General features: G+C 43.6%; 19 protein-coding genes and 2 pseudogenes. 10 read left to right on the top strand and 11 right to left on the bottom strand.

The window, feature by feature from the left end:
• The first annotated feature begins 86 nt into the window (after window positions 1–86).
• The gene (locus ACM0OZ_RS43325; RefSeq protein ID WP_414589068.1) at window positions 87–344 is read left to right on the top strand and encodes a hypothetical protein; all 258 of its coding nucleotides are present in this window, start codon (window positions 87–89) and stop codon (window positions 342–344) included.
• A gap of 1 nt (window position 345) precedes the next feature.
• Here ACM0OZ_RS43325 and truB read toward each other — a convergent pair whose 3' ends face one another.
• From truB to ACM0OZ_RS43305, 4 genes are all read right to left on the bottom strand, one after another.
• Window positions 346–1,233, bottom strand: a complete 888-nt coding sequence (truB, locus tag ACM0OZ_RS43320; protein WP_414589067.1) for a tRNA pseudouridine(55) synthase TruB — start codon at window positions 1,231–1,233, stop codon at window positions 346–348.
• Between the two features lie 458 nt (window positions 1,234–1,691).
• Window positions 1,692–3,365 carry an alpha/beta hydrolase gene (locus tag ACM0OZ_RS43315; RefSeq protein WP_414589066.1) on the bottom strand — a complete coding sequence of 558 codons (1,674 nt, stop codon included), beginning with the start codon at window positions 3,363–3,365 and terminating at the stop codon, window positions 1,692–1,694.
• A 411-nt stretch (window positions 3,366–3,776) separates the two neighbouring features.
• On the bottom strand, window positions 3,777–3,983 hold the full coding sequence (locus tag ACM0OZ_RS43310) for a hypothetical protein (RefSeq protein WP_414589065.1): 207 nt from the start codon (window positions 3,981–3,983) through the stop codon (window positions 3,777–3,779).
• Between the two features lie 42 nt (window positions 3,984–4,025).
• Window positions 4,026–5,576, bottom strand: a complete 1,551-nt coding sequence (locus ACM0OZ_RS43305; RefSeq protein ID WP_414589064.1) for a hydantoinase B/oxoprolinase family protein — start codon at window positions 5,574–5,576, stop codon at window positions 4,026–4,028.
• Between the two features lie 222 nt (window positions 5,577–5,798).
• Between ACM0OZ_RS43305 and ACM0OZ_RS43300 the strand changes: the two genes are divergently transcribed.
• Window positions 5,799–5,990, top strand: a complete 192-nt coding sequence (locus ACM0OZ_RS43300; RefSeq protein ID WP_414589063.1) for a hypothetical protein — start codon at window positions 5,799–5,801, stop codon at window positions 5,988–5,990.
• The gene (locus ACM0OZ_RS43295; protein WP_414589071.1) at window positions 5,977–6,249 is read left to right on the top strand and encodes a type II toxin-antitoxin system PemK/MazF family toxin; all 273 of its coding nucleotides are present in this window, start codon (window positions 5,977–5,979) and stop codon (window positions 6,247–6,249) included. Before ACM0OZ_RS43300 ends, ACM0OZ_RS43295 begins: the two co-directional genes overlap by 14 nt.
• A gap of 139 nt (window positions 6,250–6,388) precedes the next feature.
• On the opposite strand, the gene ACM0OZ_RS43290 is transcribed toward ACM0OZ_RS43295, so the two are convergent.
• Both ACM0OZ_RS43290 and ACM0OZ_RS43285 read right to left on the bottom strand, forming a co-directional pair.
• Entirely contained in the window at window positions 6,389–6,934 is a 546-nt protein-coding gene (locus ACM0OZ_RS43290; RefSeq protein ID WP_414589062.1) for a dual specificity protein phosphatase family protein, read from the bottom strand.
• A 49-nt stretch (window positions 6,935–6,983) separates the two neighbouring features.
• Window positions 6,984–9,140, bottom strand: a complete 2,157-nt coding sequence (locus ACM0OZ_RS43285; RefSeq protein ID WP_414589061.1) for a hydantoinase/oxoprolinase family protein — start codon at window positions 9,138–9,140, stop codon at window positions 6,984–6,986.
• A 133-nt stretch (window positions 9,141–9,273) separates the two neighbouring features.
• On the opposite strand from ACM0OZ_RS43285, the gene ACM0OZ_RS43280 reads away from it, so the two are divergent.
• On the top strand, window positions 9,274–9,603 hold the full coding sequence (locus ACM0OZ_RS43280; RefSeq protein WP_414589060.1) for a helix-turn-helix domain-containing protein: 330 nt from the start codon (window positions 9,274–9,276) through the stop codon (window positions 9,601–9,603).
• A gap of 153 nt (window positions 9,604–9,756) precedes the next feature.
• Here the strand turns inward: ACM0OZ_RS43280 and ACM0OZ_RS43275 are convergent, their stop codons facing one another.
• The 3 genes and pseudogenes from ACM0OZ_RS43275 to tnpA all read right to left on the bottom strand — a co-directional run bounded on the left by ACM0OZ_RS43275 (window position 9,757) and on the right by tnpA (window position 12,516).
• A complete protein-coding gene (locus ACM0OZ_RS43275; protein WP_414589070.1) occupies window positions 9,757–10,719 on the bottom strand; it encodes a protochlorophyllide reductase in 963 nt (320 codons plus the stop codon).
• A gap of 172 nt (window positions 10,720–10,891) precedes the next feature.
• A pseudogene (gene eis / locus ACM0OZ_RS43270) lies at window positions 10,892–11,992 on the bottom strand (enhanced intracellular survival protein Eis); the annotation flags it as partial.
• Window positions 11,993–12,111: 119 nt separating this feature from the next.
• On the bottom strand, window positions 12,112–12,516 hold the full coding sequence (tnpA, locus tag ACM0OZ_RS43265) for an IS200/IS605 family transposase (protein ID WP_414589069.1): 405 nt from the start codon (window positions 12,514–12,516) through the stop codon (window positions 12,112–12,114).
• Between the two features lie 89 nt (window positions 12,517–12,605).
• Here tnpA and ACM0OZ_RS43260 point away from each other — a divergent pair, with 89 nt between their 5' ends.
• Window positions 12,606–14,132, top strand: a complete 1,527-nt coding sequence (locus ACM0OZ_RS43260; RefSeq protein WP_414589059.1) for an RNA-guided endonuclease TnpB family protein — start codon at window positions 12,606–12,608, stop codon at window positions 14,130–14,132.
• A 222-nt stretch (window positions 14,133–14,354) separates the two neighbouring features.
• Here ACM0OZ_RS43260 and ACM0OZ_RS43255 read toward each other — a convergent pair whose 3' ends face one another.
• Window positions 14,355–15,128: an amino acid ABC transporter ATP-binding protein gene (locus tag ACM0OZ_RS43255; protein ID WP_414589058.1), complete on the bottom strand. Its 774-nt coding sequence runs from the start codon at window positions 15,126–15,128 to the stop codon at window positions 14,355–14,357.
• Between the two features lie 240 nt (window positions 15,129–15,368).
• On the opposite strand from ACM0OZ_RS43255, the pseudogene ACM0OZ_RS43250 reads away from it, so the two are divergent.
• The 5 genes and pseudogenes from ACM0OZ_RS43250 to ACM0OZ_RS43230 all read left to right on the top strand — a co-directional run bounded on the left by ACM0OZ_RS43250 (window position 15,369) and on the right by ACM0OZ_RS43230 (window position 20,252).
• Window positions 15,369–17,019: pseudogene (locus ACM0OZ_RS43250) on the top strand (ABC transporter permease subunit).
• Between the two features lie 282 nt (window positions 17,020–17,301).
• The gene (locus ACM0OZ_RS43245) at window positions 17,302–18,198 is read left to right on the top strand and encodes a helix-turn-helix domain-containing protein (RefSeq protein WP_414589057.1); all 897 of its coding nucleotides are present in this window, start codon (window positions 17,302–17,304) and stop codon (window positions 18,196–18,198) included.
• Between the two features lie 105 nt (window positions 18,199–18,303).
• Window positions 18,304–19,041 (top strand): SDR family oxidoreductase, encoded by a 738-nt coding sequence (locus ACM0OZ_RS43240; RefSeq protein WP_414589056.1) that lies wholly within the window; start codon window positions 18,304–18,306, stop codon window positions 19,039–19,041.
• Window positions 19,042–19,546: 505 nt separating this feature from the next.
• Window positions 19,547–19,846 carry a hypothetical protein gene (locus tag ACM0OZ_RS43235; RefSeq protein ID WP_414589055.1) on the top strand — a complete coding sequence of 100 codons (300 nt, stop codon included), beginning with the start codon at window positions 19,547–19,549 and terminating at the stop codon, window positions 19,844–19,846.
• A 16-nt stretch (window positions 19,847–19,862) separates the two neighbouring features.
• The gene (locus ACM0OZ_RS43230) at window positions 19,863–20,252 is read left to right on the top strand and encodes an S-layer protein (protein WP_414589053.1); all 390 of its coding nucleotides are present in this window, start codon (window positions 19,863–19,865) and stop codon (window positions 20,250–20,252) included.
• Window positions 20,253–20,317: 65 nt separating this feature from the next.
• Here the strand turns inward: ACM0OZ_RS43230 and ACM0OZ_RS43225 are convergent.
• Window positions 20,318–21,139, bottom strand: an 822-nt coding sequence (locus ACM0OZ_RS43225) for a hypothetical protein (RefSeq protein WP_414589052.1), incomplete at its 5' end; no start/stop codon positions are given.

The raw sequence follows: 21,139 nt of genomic DNA, 5'->3' as shown, positions 1-21,139 counted from the left end.
TTAATTCCAAAAATAGATATATTGGCGGGCAAAACTAGCTACGCTAGTTTTGCCCGCTTGCAAAGAAATTCATCTACTGGAGAGTTATGGATAAAAGCTTTGAAGAATACGAGCAGTTCATTGAAGAATACAATAAATTCCTACAGCACTACGCACACTCTTCACAACTTATTACAGTCATGAAAACTTCACAACAGCAAAATCCTCAAGTCAGTTTATTATACGAAGAGGCTGTACAGGCACATATAGACGCCACAAATGCATATATAAAAACACTGGCAATGTATAAGGAGTTACTCCAGAAATGGCTTTTGCTAGCGCAATACTGTTACAAGGGTAGATAATTCAAATAGGCTCGAACACCATTTCAGGAATGAGTAGCTGCTGCTTATCTAAATTTACCAGTTTAGCGATTCCCAAAAAGCGCCCATCTTCATCGTAAACTCGTAAGATTTCTACAACATTGAGAGTAACACAAATGCGCTGACCTTGACACCATTTCTGTGCTTGAGTTGCGCTTAAGGTAATAAAAGGAAGATGCTGTAAGGCTGCATCGGGGGGAGTGGGTTGAAATGTCCCAGCTTGCACCCTCGCTTCCAAGTCGGTCAAGGTGATGCTATCTGTTAAGTGAAACCCACTGCTTTGTGTTCGTATTAAAGCAGCGAGAGTTCCACCAGTTTCTAAGATTGTCCCTAAATCACGGGCGATCGCCCGAATATATGTCCCCGCACCACAGGCGATCGCCACATCCAATTCGGGAAACTCCTCTTCACGCCAGTCCAAAATTTCAATTTCAAAAACTTCGACTGTCCGTACTGGTACTTCTACATCTTCCCCTTTACGTGCCAAATCGTACAGGCGTTTGCCTTGGACTTGAATGGCGCTGTAAATTGGAGGAATTTGCTCGATTTTGCCGACAAATTGTTGTAATGCCGATTTCACCGCGTCTAAACTCAACCCAGTGCAAGGTTGCGAGGCGATGATTTCGCCTTCCAAATCATCGGTTGTGGTACGCACACCCAAGCGAATTGTCGCTTTGTAAGCTTTTTCTCCAGGAAGATACTGCAACAAGCGAGTTGCTTTACCAACAGCGATAGGTAACACTCCGGTGGCTGCTGGATCTAAAGTTCCAGCGTGTCCCACGCGTTTCAGGCGCAAAAGTTTGCGTGTTTTTGCTACGCAGTCGTGGGAAGTCCAGCCAAATGGTTTGTTGAGATTGAGGAAACCTTGCATATAAGCTATAAACTATAACCGCAGATGGACGCCGAAGTAGATGCACGCAGATAATTCATCTGTGTCCATCTGTGTCCATCTGTGGTTTCATTTTCATAGCAATTGACTTTTGCAAGAGCGTTACTCATCATTTCTTTGCTTGTGCTAACTTAATGCGCATCAGGAACCGTAAGTTATGAATTATAACCGCAGATGGACGCCGAAGTAGATGCACGCAGATAATTCATCTGTGTCCATCTGTGTCCATCTGTGGTTTCATTTTCATAGCAATTGACTTTTGCAAGAGCGTTACTCATCATTTCTTTGCTTGTGCTAACTCAGTGCGCGTCAGGAACCGTAAGTTATGAATTATAACCGCAGATGCACAAAGCATTGCACACAGATAATTCATCTGTGTCCATCTGTGTCCATCTGTGGTTTAATTTTCATACAATTGACTTTTGTAAGAGGTTGATTTCTCATCTCTTCGCTTGTGCTAACTCGGTGCGCGTCAAGGATTGAACGAGACTCAAACCACCTGAGCGACCAGAAATAACTTTAGCGTAGGCGGCGTTGAGGTAGGTAGCGTATCCAGGCGTTCGTGTGACGTAAGTTTCAAAGAAAGGCAGACTCAAAACGTTCATGTAACGTTGTGCAAGACTTGGATTATACCCAACCACCTCCGAAGGTAAAGATACTTGTTGGGCGCTACCCTTACCATTACCAATAATGGAAAAGTGGGTTGCACGCCGAAGTACTGCTAGATACTTTTGTGAATTCTTTATCCAAGAGAAAGGCAAAAGTTGTTCGTATAAAGCTGGCGCGATGGTATCATCGCTGCTGGCGACAATCATGACTGGAGTTTGAATTTGGCTTAAACCAGCTTCTCCAAAGATACTACTAGTCATTGGGTTCACCGCAATGATCGCTTTGATTCTCTCATCCCGAAACTGATATTCCTTAGGGTTGTTGCTACGCAATTCGAGTGCATGACATTGAAGCAGTAAAGAGAGATTCCAAGTATCTTTGAGTGCCTTTGGTTGACAGTCTTTTTGGAGTTGTCCAAAGTTAATCTTTGCACCCGCCAAGGCTAAAGCTGTGTAGCCACCGAAGGATTGACCAAACACTCCGACTTTTTGCAGGTTAAGCCGACCTTTAAAACGTGCATCCGTTCTGCTAAGTTCTTGGAGCTGATCAAGAATATATTTTACATCGAGAGGTCGGTTCTTAAATTCATCCGCTTGTGCAACTTCACTTGTACTTCCATTGAAGAGCGATCGCAATTGTTTGGTGTCACTCCCAGGATGATTGGGAACGACAACAGCAAACCCGTGAGAAGCTAAGTGATTGCCTAAATATTCAAAGTTACTGCTGTCTGAACCCAAACCGTGAGAAATGATGATCACAGGAACCTGACTTTGAACGTTGGGAAGGTAAACATCAGTCAACAAAAACCGTTTGCGTAGTGAATCGAAAAACTTCAGCGTCTGTTTTTGGGATATGAACCGTCCTTTACGGCGTAAATCTAGCAATTGGGAGTTTAGCGGTAGCCTGATGGTGGCTGCTTCGACATTTGACTTTTGAGAAACTGTTGTAACAGCTCGATTTGTTTCATTAACCAGTTTTTCTAGTTCCGCAGCCATTTTCAAAATTCTTGACAAATCTACATAAATTCCAGAACTGGGATACTTACGCAACAAATTCAATAACGTTAAGCCTCCTGGTTCAGTGGAGGCTAAAATAAGCGCCCCTCGTAAGGCATGAAGTCCTACTTTTGGTTGACGAGATTCGGTTTTAATCACTTCTCCCAACCGTTGCAGCAGAAATTCTCCTTGTGGTGTATAAAGAAATTGCGACACCGCGACGGGATTTACCTTAATCGGACTCAGTAACGCATGGCGCAACTGCTGAAGCTGTTCTTTTTTCAGATATTGCCTATAAAGTGCCAAGTCGTCGTCAAGGACACCGTTTCTAGCGTACTTTTCCAAAGCGTTGACAGAGATAGAACGCTCAAAAGCTGAATATGACGCATAAATTCGCTCTGCTGCTATGGCAGAATTGCCAAACCCAAGTGTTGGCAGCAACATAGAGAGAACCAGCCACAGCGAATTCTTTCTGAAGGCGCTGATCCAATGACCAAATAAGTTGTTCATTGTTTAACTGTGCAAGGAGATTTTATTTAACGAGGCGTGATCTGTAGTCGTTGTGCGGGCACTCCAGAATTAATTGATATCTTCGCCTCTCAATATAGAGATATTTTTGATGTTTTTTCTTGTTTTGAAATTCAAATACAAAACTTCAAAGAGTACATCAAGTAGGTGGAATCCCCACTTTCAATATATCAAATAGCTGCACTGTGCTAAAAATTATCTTACTTCTGGGGGAGTAGTTTTATTTGCAGCAATTCGAGGCAAGATGACTAACAAGCCCAGAAGAAGAAAACTCATACTAAGTTGCAGATCAAAACCTCACCCCTAACCCCTCTCCTTAGCAAGGAGAGGGGAAATAAAGCGCAGCTTTATTGGGGTGAGGTGAGACCAGTGCTGCAGGAGGTGAGACCAGCGCTACAGGAGGTGAGACCAGTGCTGCAGGAGGGTTTCCCGACCTAGGCAACTGGCTCTCCCGTTGGGATCTCCCTCCGCAGGCGACTGGCGTAAGCGCAAAGCGCAGGCTCCGCCAACGCGCAGCGTCTCCGTATCTCCTTCAAAGACGCTACGCGAACGGCGCAGCCGTGCCGTAGGCTCAGGAGATACCCGAAGGGTGTAAGTCATGAACGCAACTCGGTATCACCATCACATCTGTTGATTCAAAACTCAGGAGACTTTACCAAATCCTCCTCCCCCAGGAGTTTCTATTACAAAAACATCCCCAGGTTTCATCTCCACTGTTGCAGGTTCGTCTAAATTTTCTTGGGTTCCATCCTGACGTTCTATCCAGTTGCGTCCTACAAGTCCGGCTTCTCCACCATTTAATCCAAAGGGAGGAACAAACCGATGATTAGAGAGAATATTAGCTGTCATGGCTTCTAAAAACCGGATGCGGCGGATAACCCCATTGCCACCGCAATGTTTTCCTTTGCCCCCGCTACCAGGACGAAGACAAAAGCTTTCTACTTGTACAGGATAACGCGTTTCTAAAACTTCTGGGTCGGTCAAGCGGGAGTTAGTCATGTGGGTTTGTACTGCATCGGTACCATCAAAATTAACCCCTGCCCCAGAACCGCCGCAGATGGTTTCATAATATTGATACCGCTCATTACCAAAGGTAAAATTATTCATTGTCCCTTGAGAAGCAGCCATCACACCCAAAGCACCATACAAAGCATCGACAATAATTTGAGAAGTCTCTACATTACCCGCTACAACTGCTGCCGGATAGGTTGGGTTAAGCATACAACCTTCAGGAATAATAATTTCTAGAGGCTTTAGACACCCGGCATTCAGGGGAATATTATCATCAACCAGAGTCCGGAAGACATACAAGACTGCTGCTTGAGTAACGGCTTTGGGAGCATTGAAGTTACTATTGAGTTGTTTAGAAGTCCCAGTAAAATCAATGGTAGCACTGCGAGTTTCTCGGTCAATATTCACTTTAACTTGAATTCGTGCCTTATTATCCATTTCATAAATAAATGACCCATCACTGAGAACATCAATTGCCTTCCTGACTGACTCCTCAGCATTAACCTGCACAAATTTCATATAAGCTTGGACAGTCTCAAGTCCGTATTGCTTAACCATTTTACGCAGTTCTTGAACTCCTCTTTCATTGGCGGCAATTTGTGCCTTGAAATCTGCTATATTTTGGTCAGGGTTACGAGCAGGATAAGTATGATTTAAAAGTAACTCGCGGACTGCGGTTTCCTGAAAATTTCCCTCTTCAACCAAGAGAAAATTATCAAAGAGAATTCCTTCCTCTTCTATTGTGGTACTGTGGGGAGGCATTGAACCCGGAGTAATTCCACCGATATCAGCTTGGTGTCCACGAGAAGCAACATAGAAAATAATTTGTTTTCCGTCTTCGTCAAAAACAGGGGTAATCGCAGTCACATCAGGAAGATGCGTTCCCCCATTATAAGGGTTGTTAGATAAATACACATTTCCGGGTTTTAGCGTGTCGCTTTTATCATGAATTAAACTCCGGACACTTTCACTCATTGAGCCTAAATGTACAGGAATGTGAGGGGCATTAGCAACTAATAATCCAGAAGCGTCAAAAATAGCGCATGAAAAATCTAGGCGTTCTTTGATATTCACTGATGCTGCCGTATTTTGAAGAACAATCCCCATTTGTTCGGCGATAAATTGATAGAGGTTTTTGAATATTTCTAAGCGGACGGGGTCGGGTTGAGATATTGTATACATTTTTGATTCCTATTTGTTTATGAGAAGTAGAAGGCATATCAAGCCCGTTATGTAAACTCTAGCCCTTGACCTTTTAAAAAACTACTACATCTGTCATTTACTACTTGTTTATGTTGTGATAAGTGAAGTTTATCGTGTCCAGCGTATCGCACTCACAATCTGATACTAGCTAGAATATTAAAATGTATCTTAATGCTGTGAGGGTATCTGAGGAAAGTAGCTATGACTGCTTTAGGAGAAGAACTTCTGAGTACTTTTGATAGCCTGAGTGAACCAGAAAGGTTGGAAATTGTTTTAGAGATTTTGAAACGGGTTATTCATTTAGACTTTCCGCCGTTGTCAGATGAGGATTTAGTCTGGAATGCTGAAGAACTTTTTTTAGAGTTAGACAAGCAAGAATCTGGTTATAAGTAGTCCGGAACGGGGAGAAATTTGGCTTGTCGATTTGGGCTACGCAGCAAAAGTTAGACCATGCCTAGTTATCAGCATTCCTGCTACAGAGGAAGACGGTGCGTTAGCGACTCTGATTCCTCACACAACTACTTTACGGGGTTCAAGATTTGAGGTAGAAATCAAAGTCAATTTTCTTCGGGCAGGAGCATTTGACGTACAGAACATTATTACGATTCCTCATGCAAAACTGCTACGGAAATTGGGAAGTTTGACATACTAATAACTAGCGGATGTAGAGCAAGTCTTACTCTTTTGGTTGGGATGCGAGAAAGCAAGTTTGGAAGACAAAGAGGACGAGGAGTAGAAATCATTTGGTCAATGCTGGTGTTAAGTTTCCTAATGTCAACCCAACCTACAAGCTAAACCAACGTTTCTCCAGCACGACGACAATCATCTAGAAGTGCATTGAGTTCCGCAATAACTTTCCAAGGATTTCGACCTTTCAGGACAGCAGCAATTGCTGCTTCATAGGGATTTTTTCCAGTTCGTTTAACTGCTGAAATCGCTGCTTGGTTAGAGAGGTGTCGTCCACTGACTAACCAGGCAGCTAAGACATGTCCCGTACGTCCAATCCCACCAGAACAGTGAACCACTACTTTCTCGCTTCGCTGATTTGCAGCTGCCAAAAACGGCAAAATTTGCTGGATTAAAGTTTCACGATCAGCCAATTGAAAATCTTCAATTGGTGCCCAACAAACCTGATCCAGCCCAAATATCTGTCGGTAAACTCCAAGCAAATCTGAATAACGAGTTAGCTGAGTATGTGGAAGTAAACAGCAAACGCGCTTAATGTTTTGACTGCGCATAAACTCAATCCACTGGTTCACCTTCTCACTACTGTATCCAGGTCTTGCACAACCAAACACAATCGGTTCACTTTCCCAAGCCGCCGCAAATTTGTACATACTATTCTTGTTAAAATCTTCGCTTATTGTTAACCCTATTGTTACAATTTTATAGACGTTGTAAAATTAAATGATTACGTTCAGTTAATGTGACTTCCCAGCCAGGCTCAACCACAATCGTACTAATTTTTTCTACAATGATGGCAGATCCACTAATCCTATCTTGCGGTTGTAAATCTTCCCTTTGATAAACTGGAGTATCATGCCACTGTTCAGCAGTAAACATCTGTACTGTTTCAACAGGCGTGGGGACTTCATCTATGGAACGAGTACGAGTTATTAAGGGTTCTTCAGGAGTATCCATCTTCTGAATAACTTCCACCGAGGCTGATTCAACAATTAAGCTTTTCTCTAATTGAATGAAACCATAACGAGATTTGTGTTCAACCTCAAATTCTTGTCGCATTACTGCCACATCTGAGGCAAAATCAACTGTCAAGGTAGAGTTTGTACCTTCATATTTTAAATTCACTTTTCGGACGACTTCCTCTTCAGTACTTGGTTCAACCCCACCCGCCCTATCGGGCACCTCCCTCTGTCCCCCCTTACTAAGGGAGGGTAGTTCACTTCTCGCTTGGGTTTCTAAAGATTCCATTAACTGCACTAGTTGAGGAATTAATGCTTGAGTTAAAGGCTTTTCTACTCCCCCTTCTCTAATTGCCCGGACATCAGCTAATCCCATTCCATAAGCAGAAAGAACTCCAGCATAAGGGTGAAGAAATATCTTTTTCATCCCCAAAGTATCAGCAATTAAACAAGCAACTTGCCCTCCTGCGCCTCCAAAACAACAAAGCACATATTGGGTGACATCATAACCCCGTTGTAGGCTAATTTTTTTGATTGCGTTTGCCATATTCTCCACAGCGATCGCAATAAATCCAGCTGCGACTTGTACGTTCGTACGGCTATTTCCTGTGACAGCTTCAATCTCTTGAGCTAATTGTGTAAATTTATCAATGACAATATCTTTATCTAAAGGCAAATTACCATCTAATCCAAAAACAGAAGGAAAATACTGAGGATGAATTTTGCCTAACATAACATTGGCATCAGTAACTGTTAATGGTCCGCCACGTCGGTAACAAGCAGGACCAGGATTTGATCCAGCAGATTCCGGTCCGACACGATAACGAGAACCATCAAAAAATAGAATTGAACCGCCTCCAGCAGCAATCGTATTAATAGCTAATACGGGGACTCGCATCCGCGCCCCTGCAATCTCCGAATCTAATTGTCGTTCATACTGTCCTTTAAAATGGGCGACATCTGTACTTGTCCCTCCCATATCAAAGGTAATGACTAACTCAAAACCCGCCCTTTTGCTGGTTTGTACTGCGCCGACAATTCCCCCAGCCGGACCACTCAAAATACTATCTTTTCCTTGAAATTGTTCGGCTGCAACTAAACCGCCGTCAGATTTCATGAACATTAATCTGACTCCAGGTAACTGACTGGCTACTTGGTTGACATAGCGACGCAAAATTGGAGTTAAATAAGCATCGACAACTGTTGTATCTCCTCGGCTAACGAGTTTCATTAAAGGACTCACTTGATGCGATACGGAGATTTGCGTAAATCCTATTTCTTGGGCGAGTTGAGCGACTTGTTGTTCATGCTGAGGATAGCGATCGCTGTGCATAAAAACAATGGCACAAGAGCGAATTCCTGTGTTGTAAACTGCTTGTAAGTCATTTTTGACTTGTTCAATATTTACCGGGATTAATTCCTGACCGTTAGCATCATAGCGTTCTGAAACCTCAATCACCTGCTCGTAAAGCATGGTTGGTAAAATGATATGACGGGCAAAGATGTTAGGACGGTTTTGATAGCCAATCAAAAGTGCATCTTTAAACCCTTTCGTAATCACAAGTGCGACTCTATCCCCTTTCCTTTCTAACAGTGCATTTGTTGCTACTGTTGTCCCCATTTTGACCACTTCTATTGCTTCAGTTGGAATGGGTTCGTTGCCTGAAAGACCGATGATATCGCGAATACCTTGGATAACTGCATCTTGATACTGTTCGGGATTTTCTGAAAGTAATTTATAGACTATAATCCATTGCTCCTTAGGTAGGGGAACAATTAAAAAACGTAACGGATTTCGTCCTACAGGATGTCTTGAGAGTCCATCTATAATTGCGCGATCGTCAGTCACCGCAACCAAATCGGTAAATGTACCACCCCGGTCAGCAAAAACTTTCAACATTGCTTTGTTTCCTCAACGGTCTACAGGTAGGATAACAAGGGGATTTGCAATGTTTCTACTTCGGGTAATAAATGCATAACTTATAAAGAGCATCACGCGCAGAACTATAGCGCCAAGCAAAAGGAAGAGAAAAATGACTGAGGAAATCAACGTCAAAGCAAGTAGTGGTAATGTTTTTGCAGATTTAGGTCTAGCTAATCCTGATGAGCTACTTGTTAAAGCAGAACTTGCACGTCAAATTAGCGAAATCATCACGAAACAGGACATGACTCAAATTGAAGCGGCTGAACTTTTAGGAGTGGATCAACCTAAGATTTCTGTCCTGATGAGCGGAAAACTATCAGGTTTTTCAACAGAACGGCTTTTCCGATTTTTGAATGCTTTAGGTTGTGATGTGCAGATTGTGGTGAAGGCGAAACCAGAATCTCGAAAACACGCTCAAATAAAAGTTTATAGTCTGTAGTAGGGCAGGTTGGCTTACCGGAAATTTTGGTCTTCTCACTCTCATCTGGAAGACAGACCGACAACCTTTGTGGACTTAACGTTATACCAGCAATCGATGGATTGATCGATAAAGCGATCGCTCCACCGATTGGTAACGCCCTGTCCTAGTTCGTTATGCAAGTCCAACCAGCTTGGCGCTTAGTTCCCACATGCGATCGCCTTTTTCATCATCGCGGGCTTGAGGAGAGACCTTTTGAACAAAGGACTTACCATTTTTCTTCTGTCGATTCCCCCAGCTCCAATAAGCACCGGATTGTTTGTACTCGGGATCGGCTACCACCACTGCGACTCGCTCGCCAGCCAATTCCTGAGACACGTACCCCCCGGTGATGTACTTTTGGAATTTTGGGAAGAGTTTCTGAAACAGGGGATAGTGATTGCGGAATAGTGGCGTTTCTGCAACACACCCCGGATAGAGAGAGGTGAAGGTAATCCCGGTGGATTCGTGATAGCGTCGATGCAGCTCTCGCATGGTGAGTACATTGCAGACTTTGCTATCTTTGTAAGCCTTGACTGGTTCAAACTTCTTGCCATCAATCATCGAGATTGGCTCTTTAAATCCTGCTGCAAAGCCATCCAGATTTCCTAAGTCCGGACGCGGCGGAATCTTGCCGCCAAGCTCATCTGGATTGTGCGTCACGGTTCCCAAAATCACCAGCCTCGGATCGGAAGAGGATGAGTGCTTCAGGTCTTCAAGCATAAGGTTACACAGGAGGAAATGACCGAGGTGATTTGTGGCAACGCTCAACTCATATCCTTCAGGCGATCGCAACGGCTCCTTTAGTAAAGGCATATAAATTGCGGCGTTGCACACCAAAGCGTCCAAGGACTTTCCGCTTGCTCTGAAGTCCTTGACAAACTGTCGAACACTCTCTAAAGAAGCTAAGTCGATATGCATGAGCGTGTAGCTGTCCTGGGACATTCCCACTGTTTGGGCAGCTTTTTGGGCCTTTGCTAAATCCCGACAAGCCATCACCACATGCCATCCCCTTTGGGAAAGTGCTTTCGCGGCGTACAAACCGACCCCTGAGGATGCGCCTGTGATCACGACCGTTGAGTTCGGATGTTGTTCCATTCTGTTCAGACTTCGTTGACTGTCGTTGACTGTCTCCATGATCTCACACCACGCTCGCCACCAGCTTTGATTTTTCGAGATACCCTGCGGTTATTATTGACACTCTGTTAACAACAGCATGAGGGTGACTCCCATGCTGTTGTTAACGGATGAACTTAAAAAGAACACAACCTTAAAAGAAATCAGCCATCCAGGGAGATGCGCCAGCAAATATTTGAGTTGCGGCTGACATAGCTGTTTCTGTAGCATCGAGATGTCCTGCAAGCTGCAACTGCTGTGGGGTAAATAAGCCCGTGTACAGAGGTGCCAATCCTTTAATGTCTAGCTTCATCTCGCCCTTTCCGCCGCTTGTGACTTCACCGCGTCCATTCGCAACAGACAGAATGAATCTCCCATTGTTTTCAGCAAGCAGATCATCTCGAATTTCCAAGTGCAGTTGGGCTTGAATTCCTTGTGAATAACCGCGCTTTTCCAATGCTGTACTTACATTAATCACGCGCAGCATCCAACGCCTGGCAAATTTTTGCTTGGCAGTTTGTTCTGGCAGGAGCAAAGCTAGGGAGTCGTTAGCAGATCCTCTCCATCGCACATATTTAATTTGGGAGCGATGATTGGCAAAAAAAGTCCAGAAACTCTGTGCAGCAGCGGTTGTGAGAACTGTCCAATCCCTCAGTTGTATAGAAGAGCCATCTTGGTTTTGCTCCTGGGTGAAGATGATGTAGCCTTGGGGTTGGTCTTTACAACCAATAAGATAGGCGTAGACCGCTTCATTCGCATCTGGTCTAAATATGTGCTGCCAAAGACCTTGGTGTCGGTCTAAAAGTCCATTATTGAGTTTTGCCTGATGCTGATAGAGTTGATGAAAGATTTCATGATTACTAGGAACATCGCAAACAGGTAGCGGCTTTTCCTTCACTAGGATGCTTTCAGTAGGAACTTCCCAAATACAAGAGAAACCCCCCTGCTCATAGCCTGCTTTTCGGTATAGCCGTTGAGTTGCTGGATAGAGAGCGGAAATGGGTACTCCCTTCGCATAAAGTTCCTTAACAACGTGCTGCATCATAGCTAATGCTGCTCCACTTCCACGATATTCTGGAGCAATGCCTACTACTGCTATTCCCGTCATAGGTACGCGCTGAGTGCCCCACCATTGACCCATTGGGATAGCCGCTAGTCCACCAGCAATTTGCTCACCTTGACGGATGATACGGAAGTTTTCTAAGCCGAGGTGGTTGAAGAAGATTTCACTCTCACCCGGCGACATGAGAAAACACGGTGATTCACGCGGGAGCATGGTAGCCCCGAAGTGAATCTATCAAGAAATAAAATGAATTGATGGATTCACGTTATTTATATCGGGGCGGAAATGCGACACGGCAGATTCATCTGCCGTCAGGTGTGATGAGGGTCATTAATATATTCCTGAATTCTCGCAGTGCTTACTTTACCCGTGGTGTCATAAAAATAAGAATGCGTCCACAGTGCAGGAATTTTAAGTAAATGAGGGAATTCTTGACGTAGGTAGCGCGAACTACGTCCCTTAAAAGCTTTAACTACTGAATTAATCGGTGTGCTTGGATCATGCTCCACCAAAACATGAACATGGTCTGGTGCTATCTCCAGTGCTTTGATAATCCATTCTTTTTCATTTGCAACCTCAGTAATGATTTGACTGAGACGGATTTTAACATCGCCCACAAGCACTTTCTTTCGTCGTTTTGGTATCCAGACAAGATGAACAGTGGCTGAGCCTACAGAATGATTGTTATGTCGATATTCTCTTGCAGAATCCTTCATTGTATATAGCCGCAATCTATTGACATCTATGATAATCAGAGTTAGTGTAGATGACAAGCAGACAGTAACAAAAACAGGAGGTGATTTAATTGACTCGGAGTACAACTTCATCGTTCATAACTGAAATACCGTTAATCGTAGATAGTAGACAAGAAATAGAATTGCTGTCTCGCTTCCAAGCAGGAAGACAGCTATACAATGCCTGCTTACATGAAGCAATGAAGCGATTAGAGTTAGTTCGCAACTCCGAGTTATATAATGCTGCTAGGAAAATTTCTAGAACTAAGAAGAAAGAACGTAGTGAAGCTTTTAAGAAAGCGCGAGAGCAGTACAGATACTCCGAGTATGACTTACACACTTTCGCTACTATAACAAGTAAGAATTCTAAGTGGATAGCTGAAAAAATAGATTCCAATACTCAACAGAAACTAGCTACACGAGCATTCAAGACGAGTGAAAGAGTTATGTTGAATGTGTCGTCAGGTGTACGGTACAAGGTATCTAGTCGTTTTCGTTCAGTGGAAGGTAAAACCAACAAGCAGGGATTGAGATGGAAAGATGATTGCTTGGCATGGGGCAAACTTATACTAAAACCAATCATTGACTCAACCAATCCGGTCATTCGGCATGGACTGGAATCTCCTGTTAAGTATGTCCGCTTGTTGTGGCGTATCTTGAATGGTAAACGTCGTTGGTATTGCCAACTAGTTAATGAAGGATTGCCTTATCAAAAGCCTCGGAATTATGTTTCTGACGGTGTTGTTGGTCTAGACCTTAACATCAATAACATTGCTTTTGTTGGCGACAACCACGCTGATTTGTTACCCTTTGCTGAGAATGTACCTACATTTCAAAAAGAGATAGCAGCGCTGCAAAGAAAGATGCAGCGTTCTCAACGTGCTAGCAACTCAAACAACTTTGAACCGAACTTCAAGGCAAGGAAGGGTCGCAAAATCGTTATCAAGAAAGGGAGGGTCAAAAAAGGTAAGGCTCAATGGAACAAGTCCAACAACTACTTCAAAGCTGCCGCCAAGAAACGCGAACTAGAACGCAGAAAAACTGCGTACGCTAAAACTCAGAATCGTCGTGTTGTTAACCAGATTTTGCGGCATGGTAAGCATATTAAAACTGAAAATGTCAGTGTGAAGGGATGGCAGAAAATGTATGGAAAAGCCATATCTGCTAAATCCCCAGGATTTGTGCAATCTGAATTGAAGCTCAAGGCTGAGAGAGCCGGAGGTTCATTCACCAAGTTCTCTACTTCAAAAACAGCGTTAAGCCAAACTCATTTGGACGGAACGCGCTTCAAGAAGTCTCTGTCAGAACGAGTTCACCGCGATGTAACAGGTATCCCAGAACATCATCGTGATTTGTTTAGCGCGTTTTTGAGTAAGTACGTAAATCAGGATAAGTTGTCATTGCAGGATGTTCTTAACGAGTATCCGGGGCTGGAACCAGTCTTGTTGGAGGCATGGCAACGTTATTTAACCCGCAAGCAAGTAAGCACGTCTGAAAGCAGGTCGTCTGATTCGCCCTCAGAGTGGGTTTCCAGCGAGCTACTAACTTCTGACCAGATAGCTATAACGAGCGAAAAGTCAGACAGGGATGTGGCGTGATTCCCCGTCTCTTTAGAGCGGGGAGGGTTCAATGCTCGAGGATATTCCCTAACCGGGCAATGTCCTCTTGATTAGCAATCTGGCTGTATTCAAATTGAGAAGTCATAGCATCTACTGCCTAGCACGAAAAAACTACAAACATACTACAAGAGGCGATGTGTCAGCGCCTCACCCAAAAGGTTCACCCAAATGGGGGATGTTTTTTAGCTTTATTGTTTATTGCTAACTTTTAATTCCGAACTCTGTGCCATTGAGACGACTGAGAAAAGTACGTAGGCGATCGCTTTCTGGATTAGAGATAACTTTGGCAGCCGGACCTTGTTCTACCACAACACCTTGATCCAAAAACATAACCCGATGTGCCACTTCACGGGCAAATTGCATTTCATGAGTGACAACTACCATCGTCATACCTTCTGCTGCTAGTTGCTGCATGACTTGCAACACTTCACCAACAAGTTCCGGATCTAGGGCGCTGGTTGGTTCATCAAAAAGCATAACCTGGGGGTTCATACACAAGCTGCGGGCAATAGCTGCCCGTTGCTTTTGTCCACCCGAAAGTTGTTCTGGATAGGCAGATGCTTTGTCAAAAAGTCCAACTTTTTCGAGATAAAATCCTGCCAGTTGTGTACTTTCTTTCGCAGATTTCCCCAGCACTTTACGTGGAGCAAGTGTGAGGTTTTCTAGTACGCTCAGATGAGGAAACAGGTTAAACTGCTGGAAAACCATGCCTACTTGTGTTCGTAGTTCTCGTAGTTGCCTGTTGGTGAAACTAGGTTGCGATAAATCAATACCATTGACGACTAAACGCCCACAATCTATATTTTCCAAGCGGTTGAAGCAGCGCAGCAGAGTACTTTTGCCACAACCAGAGGCACCAATGACTGCTACGACTTCTCCTCGTTTGATTTCGCCGGTGATTCCCTTGAGCACTTTTAGGGAACCATAGCTCTTTTCAATGTCTTTAAAGATAATTGCAGGGGTGGAATTGTCCATTTCCCATGTTTATTGCACTATAGTTAATTATACCTGAACAGCCGGGAATGAGAAAAAACAAAAGTTAAGCTAGTACGTATTTAATATATTTAGTTTTTCATGTCATTGATAGCATAAAATACAAAAAATAAAAAATTTTCTACACTTGATAGGAACTTATTACTCCCTTCTGTAGTACCTGAAAAGATGATTCTTTGAAAATCTCATCTGTGTTAGCAATTATTTATCCGGAAAAAAACAATGTTCGAGCAAAAAATTAGGCGATCGCATTTCATTAAACATTTTTTAGCGGGTTTTGGTGCAGCTATCATTTTGTCAGCTTGTGACTCAACCAGCAATACTAGCAGTTCCTCTAAGAACGGAAATTCTCAACAAACAGCTACAGCAGGTAAAACCATCAAGGTTGCCACAGACGGAACCTTTCCGCCCTTTGTATTTAAAGGAACGGGAAATGAAATTGTGGGTTTTGACATTGACGTGATCAAAGCAGTCGCAAAAGTAGCTGGAATGACAATTGAATTCCAGACTATGCCTTTTGATGGCATGATTCCCGCACTACAGGCAAATACTGTAGATGCAGCCGTCGCTGCTATGACGATAACACCCGAACGCGCCCAGACAATATCCTTTTCTCGACCTTATTTTAAAGCAGGGTTGGCGATCGCAGTCCGCCAAGACAACGCAACTATTACCAACTTAGATAGTTTAAAAGGCAAAAAAATTGCCGCCCAAATTGGTACAACAGGAGCTAAAAAAGCCAGAAGCATTTCAGGTGCCGAAGTGCGGGAATTCGACTCAGCCCCTTTAACTTTCCAAGAACTAGCAAATGGGAATGTGGATGCAGCCATTCATGATGCTCCCGCGATTCAAGAAGCTATCAAGACTGGTAACATCAAAGGTATAAAGGTAGTTGGCGAACTAGTTACCGAAGAATATTATGGCTTTGCCCTGCCGAAAAACTCTCCCAACCTCAACGCCATCAACACAGCTTTGACAAAGATAATTTCAGATGGTACCTACGCTCAAATTTACAAAAAGTGGTTCGCTTCAGAACCTGTAAAACTGCCAGAAAGTGTGCCAGGTTCCTCATGAGGACTGGGGAGAATCAATTCACGCCGCCGCATTCACGCATTAGAAGTCTCTTCCTCATCACCCCATCACCCCACCTCCCCACCACTCCATAATGATTCAAAGTCTAACTATCATTCTCAACGCCCTGCCAGATTTACTGCTTGGCACTGTCATAACACTTGAAATTGCCGCATTTTCCGTTGTTTTTGGCATGGTTGGCGGCTCGTTGATAGCAATTGCCCGACTTTCGCCAATTTTGCCTCTGAGATGGGCAACTCGCGCTTACATCGATTTCTTTCGCGGTACACCTCTGCTCGTGCAGATTTTTATGATTTACTTCGGCTTGCCAGCACTGGCTCAAAGCATTGGCATACCCCTGCGCTTTGACCGTTTAGTTGCTGCGGTTGTTGCTTTGAGCCTCAACGCTGCTGCATATATAGGCGAAATCGTTCGCGCTGGAATTCAATCGATTGAACCAGGACAAGCAGAAGCCGCAAACTCGCTGGGTATGAGTGGAATGCAGATCATGCGCTACATCATCTTTCCCCAAGCGTTGCGTCGCATGATTCCACCACTCGGAAATGAATTTATTACCCTGCTCAAAGACACCAGTCTTGTAGCAGTCATCGGCTTTGAGGAATTATTCCGACGCGGTCAATTAATTGTCGCTAATACTTATCGGGCTTTCGAGATTTACACCGCAGTTGCCTTAGTTTATTTGGTTCTCACTTTAGCTTCATCTCAATTTTTCTCTTTTCTGGAAGTTTGGATGAACCCAATCAAGCGTAAAAAAGCAAGCCAAACTCGATTGAGTCTCTAAAAGCTCAATGCAGAAGTTATTCTCCATGTTACTAATTTCTTTGGAGATAAAGCAAGCGTCAATAAGCTGAAAATCCTATAATTTGCATACTATATTTAAATGAAATTGTTGTGGGGTGGGCATCCTGCCCGCCCAGATTGTGCAAATTAAAGGCACAACAGCTTAACACAATTTTAACTTACTGCGCGCTTAAACATTGATACCAGTTTTAGACGAAGCGATCACCCGTGGATAAAATTGAGAGATTGCAACTACAACCTAGCCAACAAGACAAGAGCAAGATTGAAAGCACAAAAAGAAATCCACTTTTTTCAGGAAATTAATGAACTATATAAAGCTACAAATTCTCGACATAGAGCAGTTTGTAATTTGTTTGATATTCTCAGATTAGAGGACTTAGAGGTAGAAGCAGTAAAAGCGCTGCCGCCCTACCGAAAAGGCTTTTATCATGTGAGCTTCAAGAAAAGCCCAAGTAACTCATCTGTTTTTATCAATGCTGACAAATTTGAAAACAGACGAGACTGTCTTGTATTCAGTTCACCCTATCATATCTATTCTTGGCAAAGAGACTCAAACACCAAAGGCTTTGTCTTTTACTTCAAAGATGAATTTTTATCCTGCGATATTTTGAGCGAGTTTCCCTTCTTCAACGTTACGGAAAGCAATCTCTTCGAGCCTAAACAAGCGGAATCAGAAAAGCTACTAGGCTACTTTCAAATGATTTGGGCAGAGTTTAGAGGTACAAATTCATACAAAACCCATATCACTCAATCGTTGGTACTGGCTCTACTTTATTATTGCAAATCACTTTATGAAAAATATACAGCCCAAGCAAAAGACCAACCCCGTAGCCTCATCATCTTAAACCAGTATCAGCAACTCATTAATAAATTTTATTTACAGAAAAAGACAGTTGAGGAATACGCAAGTTTGTTAGGCATTACCTCTAATCACCTAAACGAAGTCATAAAGCAAGCCACAGGTAAGACAGCCCGTAGCTTTATCGTTGAACGTATTCTGTTGGAGGCTAAGAGCCTTTTAACTCATACGGAATTAGATATTGCTGACATTTGCCATAACTTACAATTTGACGAACCCACGAACTTTGGCAAGTTCTTCAAAAAATATGTTGGGTTGACACCGCTGCAATTTCGTAATCAGAAGCAGCTTAAGAATTAATCCGAGTTATTTACCATTTTATCCAGGAATTGTATTACCACCGTCTAGCAAGTAGAGACTACCCTGGGAATGTCATGTCTTGGTCATCACATCATTCTAATAACAATGAAAACCACAGATAATACTATCCTCATTACAGGTGGAGCAACGGGAATCGGATTAGCCTTAGCAGAGGCTTTCCTAAGAGAAGGCAACAAGGTAATTATCTGCGGAAGAAGAGAGAAAAAATTACAAGAAGCAAAGACAAAGCTTCCTTCGCTTCATGTCATGAACTGCGATGTTTCAAAAGACAGCGCCAGAGAAAACTTATTTGAATGGGCTACCAATACATTCCCAAATTTAAACATATTGATAAACAATGCAGGGATTCAAAAAGAAGTCGATTTGACAAAAGGAGCAGTAGATTTATCGGGAGAAGATGAGATAAACATCAACTTAAAAGCTCCAATTCATCTATCCACAATGTTTATACCTCACTTAATCAAGCAGAGAGAATCGGCAATTGTAAATATTACCTCTGGTTTAGCATTCACACCGCTTGCGGTTGTTCCTATCTATTGTGCAACAAAAGCAGGTTTGCATTCATTCAGTCAATCTTTAAGGCATCAATTGCGAAATACATCAATTCAAGTCTTTGAAGTAGCCCCACCTATTGTTGATACAGAGTTAGACAGGAGTGCAAGAGAAAACCGAGAACAAGAAAACGTAGTCATTTCACCTGTGGAGGTTGCTGAGGCAACTCTTAAAGGTATAAGTGAAGACCAGGTTGAAATTGTCATTGGTTTAGCAAGTAACTTACGTTCTGCTCCTGAGAAAATGTTTAATATCATTAATCGCTTTTGAGTCGGCTGTGGAGTACCTTGATTGACGCGCAACTCGTCAGCAGGCTTTTGCTGACTTCAATACAGATCAATATGCCTACCTATCGACAACATTAGACTTCTTGCAAAAATACGATTTATGAATTTTTGAACCACAGATGTAGGCGTAAGCCGTGCCGTAGGCTACACAGATAAATATCTGTGTAAATCTTGTGTCCATCTGTGGTTTACAACAATTTTCAATTAATTACTGGTGTTTAGACTAAAAATAGGCGATTGCGCGCAGCGCAGTACCCCTTGGGCAATCGCCAAAAAATAGTTATTTTGTACTAAAACGAGCGCGGCACTACCTTTGAGACATGAACGGATCACAAGTGGGGAAAGTCCAATTGAAAAAGCGGTTTGGCAACTCAAACAGGTATGTAAGCATCTACCTGTTAGACCGATATCAGTTTGGGACAGTGAGTATGGTTGCGCCCCTTTTGTGTTAAAAACTGCTCTTCTTAGGAGCAGATATTCTGGTACGATTGCGGTCTAATCTTTGTTTATGGGGCGAACCAGAAGCTTATTCGGGTAAGGGACGACCCAAGAAACATGGGTCTAAATTCAAACTCAATGAACCCACAACATGGAGTGAGGCAGCATCTGTGTTAGAGGTAAATGACCCGAAACTACAATGGGTGCGTGTTACCTTATGGCAAAATTTGCATTTTCGCAAGGCTGCTACACGCCCACTGTTACTCATGAGAGTTGAACGTCTTAATGAACAAGGTAATTTGAGGGTGTCTAAACTCCAGTCATTCCGGCGCAGCCGGAATCAATATTAGTTGTTGGTCTGACGCGATGAAACTGAGAATCCTTGCCACAGGTGCACTGCTAGCCACAGCCTGGTTCGCGATGCCCGTCAAAGCTCAAAATACCGAAACCGTGCAGCCGGTAACGCCCTCTGCACAAGCCCAGCCAAGTGGAGATCAAGTTCTGCAAGCCTCTTCTCAAGACCGAGCAGATTCGTTGCCAAACCCCTTTAAGGATGTGCCGCCGAACCACTGGGCGCTCATCGCAGTTATGAGTATCTATTACTGCGGTGCGTATACCGGGGTGCTCCCGCTAGAGCGGGTTAGACCCTATTTGCAACAGCCCCAAGCCCCAGCATCAAAGCAGCAACACTCAAAATTATGGGTAACGGAAACTTTAAGCCGAACTCCCCTTAGCGGGGGAATTTCGGAAGGCTGAAACTATTGCTATGTGGTTCATAGCGCTAATTAAAGTCCAGGCTTCTCAACTTTGCCTGGTTTGATTTAAACGCTGGCTTCTTCAAATAACCGATTCAGACTAGCGACGAACTCCTCTATCTGTGCCTTATCCATGTCGCGCCACCCATCAAATCCCAGGAGGGATGTGACAGTTTGTTGCCTAACCGGATAAAATTCAGCGATCGCATGCGTTGATACCCAGAGTCGGACTTTTCCATCCATCGCAGGCTGTCCCGAAATGATAAACAGGCATTGAGAGGAATTTCTTCGCGCAGTACATAGCAAGTGAGCCGCAGGACTAATCATCAGGTTAGTAGGCCACGGATTCAGTGTAAGATGGTGTTTCTTGGCTGCTTGTATCACCATCTGAAATTCTTTGCCAATGCCACGAGCCTCAGCCATCGCCATGAGTGGTTCTACACTCAAGCGTTGATTTTTCAGACTGGTTGTCAATTGCGTTCCGTTTGAGGAAGCAACCCGATGCGTTATTGGGGATAGTTCAGACAACTGCTCTTGCGGGGGCACAGTTGTGCGATCGCTTTTAGCAGTTAAGCGCTGTAGCTCTACCAACTGGTGCTGCATCTGAGCGAAACTCTTGAACAGTTGCGGGAGTCTGGCGAGTTTGCCATTAAGCTTTGGGTGCGCTAACCCGGTTTGACCACCGTTGACTGTTTCGGCAGGAGGGGTTGAGGATTGTACCTGTTGGCGTAGGGATTGGAGTTCTGCTCTGATCTGTTGAATTTCTTGCTTCAGATTGCTGGTGTCAAAGTAGGGAGGAAGTGCAGAAACATGCTGTTGCAGTTGGGTGGTGGTTTGGCTTAAGTCTTCTATCTGCTGTAGCTCTGAGCGCTGGTTAAATGCCTCTGT

It is taken from the genome of Scytonema sp. PCC 10023 (genome assembly GCF_963920835.1).
GTDB lineage: Bacteria > Cyanobacteriota > Cyanobacteriia > Cyanobacteriales > Nostocaceae > Kalymmatonema.
This window is presented reverse-complemented; position numbering and strand designations above follow the sequence as displayed.

Coding starts and splice junctions, on each gene's coding strand:
- ACM0OZ_RS43285 (WP_414589061.1), bottom strand. CDS start 9,140: ATGTTGAAAGTTTTTGCTGACCGGGGTGGTACATTTACCGATTTGGTT.
- truB (WP_414589067.1), bottom strand. CDS start 1,233: ATGCAAGGTTTCCTCAATCTCAACAAACCATTTGGCTGGACTTCCCAC.
- ACM0OZ_RS43310 (WP_414589065.1), bottom strand. CDS start 3,983: ATGACTTACACCCTTCGGGTATCTCCTGAGCCTACGGCACGGCTGCGC.
- ACM0OZ_RS43275 (WP_414589070.1), bottom strand. CDS start 10,719: ATGGAACAACATCCGAACTCAACGGTCGTGATCACAGGCGCATCCTCA.
- ACM0OZ_RS43280 (WP_414589060.1), top strand. CDS start 9,274: ATGACTGAGGAAATCAACGTCAAAGCAAGTAGTGGTAATGTTTTTGCA.
- tnpA (WP_414589069.1), bottom strand. CDS start 12,516: ATGAAGGATTCTGCAAGAGAATATCGACATAACAATCATTCTGTAGGC.
- ACM0OZ_RS43230 (WP_414589053.1), top strand. CDS start 19,863: ATGAAACTGAGAATCCTTGCCACAGGTGCACTGCTAGCCACAGCCTGG.
- ACM0OZ_RS43255 (WP_414589058.1), bottom strand. CDS start 15,128: ATGGACAATTCCACCCCTGCAATTATCTTTAAAGACATTGAAAAGAGC.
- ACM0OZ_RS43305 (WP_414589064.1), bottom strand. CDS start 5,576: ATGTATACAATATCTCAACCCGACCCCGTCCGCTTAGAAATATTCAAA.
- ACM0OZ_RS43315 (WP_414589066.1), bottom strand. CDS start 3,365: ATGAACAACTTATTTGGTCATTGGATCAGCGCCTTCAGAAAGAATTCG.
- ACM0OZ_RS43325 (WP_414589068.1), top strand. CDS start 87: ATGGATAAAAGCTTTGAAGAATACGAGCAGTTCATTGAAGAATACAAT.
- ACM0OZ_RS43290 (WP_414589062.1), bottom strand. CDS start 6,934: ATGTACAAATTTGCGGCGGCTTGGGAAAGTGAACCGATTGTGTTTGGT.
- ACM0OZ_RS43240 (WP_414589056.1), top strand. CDS start 18,304: ATGAAAACCACAGATAATACTATCCTCATTACAGGTGGAGCAACGGGA.
- ACM0OZ_RS43300 (WP_414589063.1), top strand. CDS start 5,799: ATGACTGCTTTAGGAGAAGAACTTCTGAGTACTTTTGATAGCCTGAGT.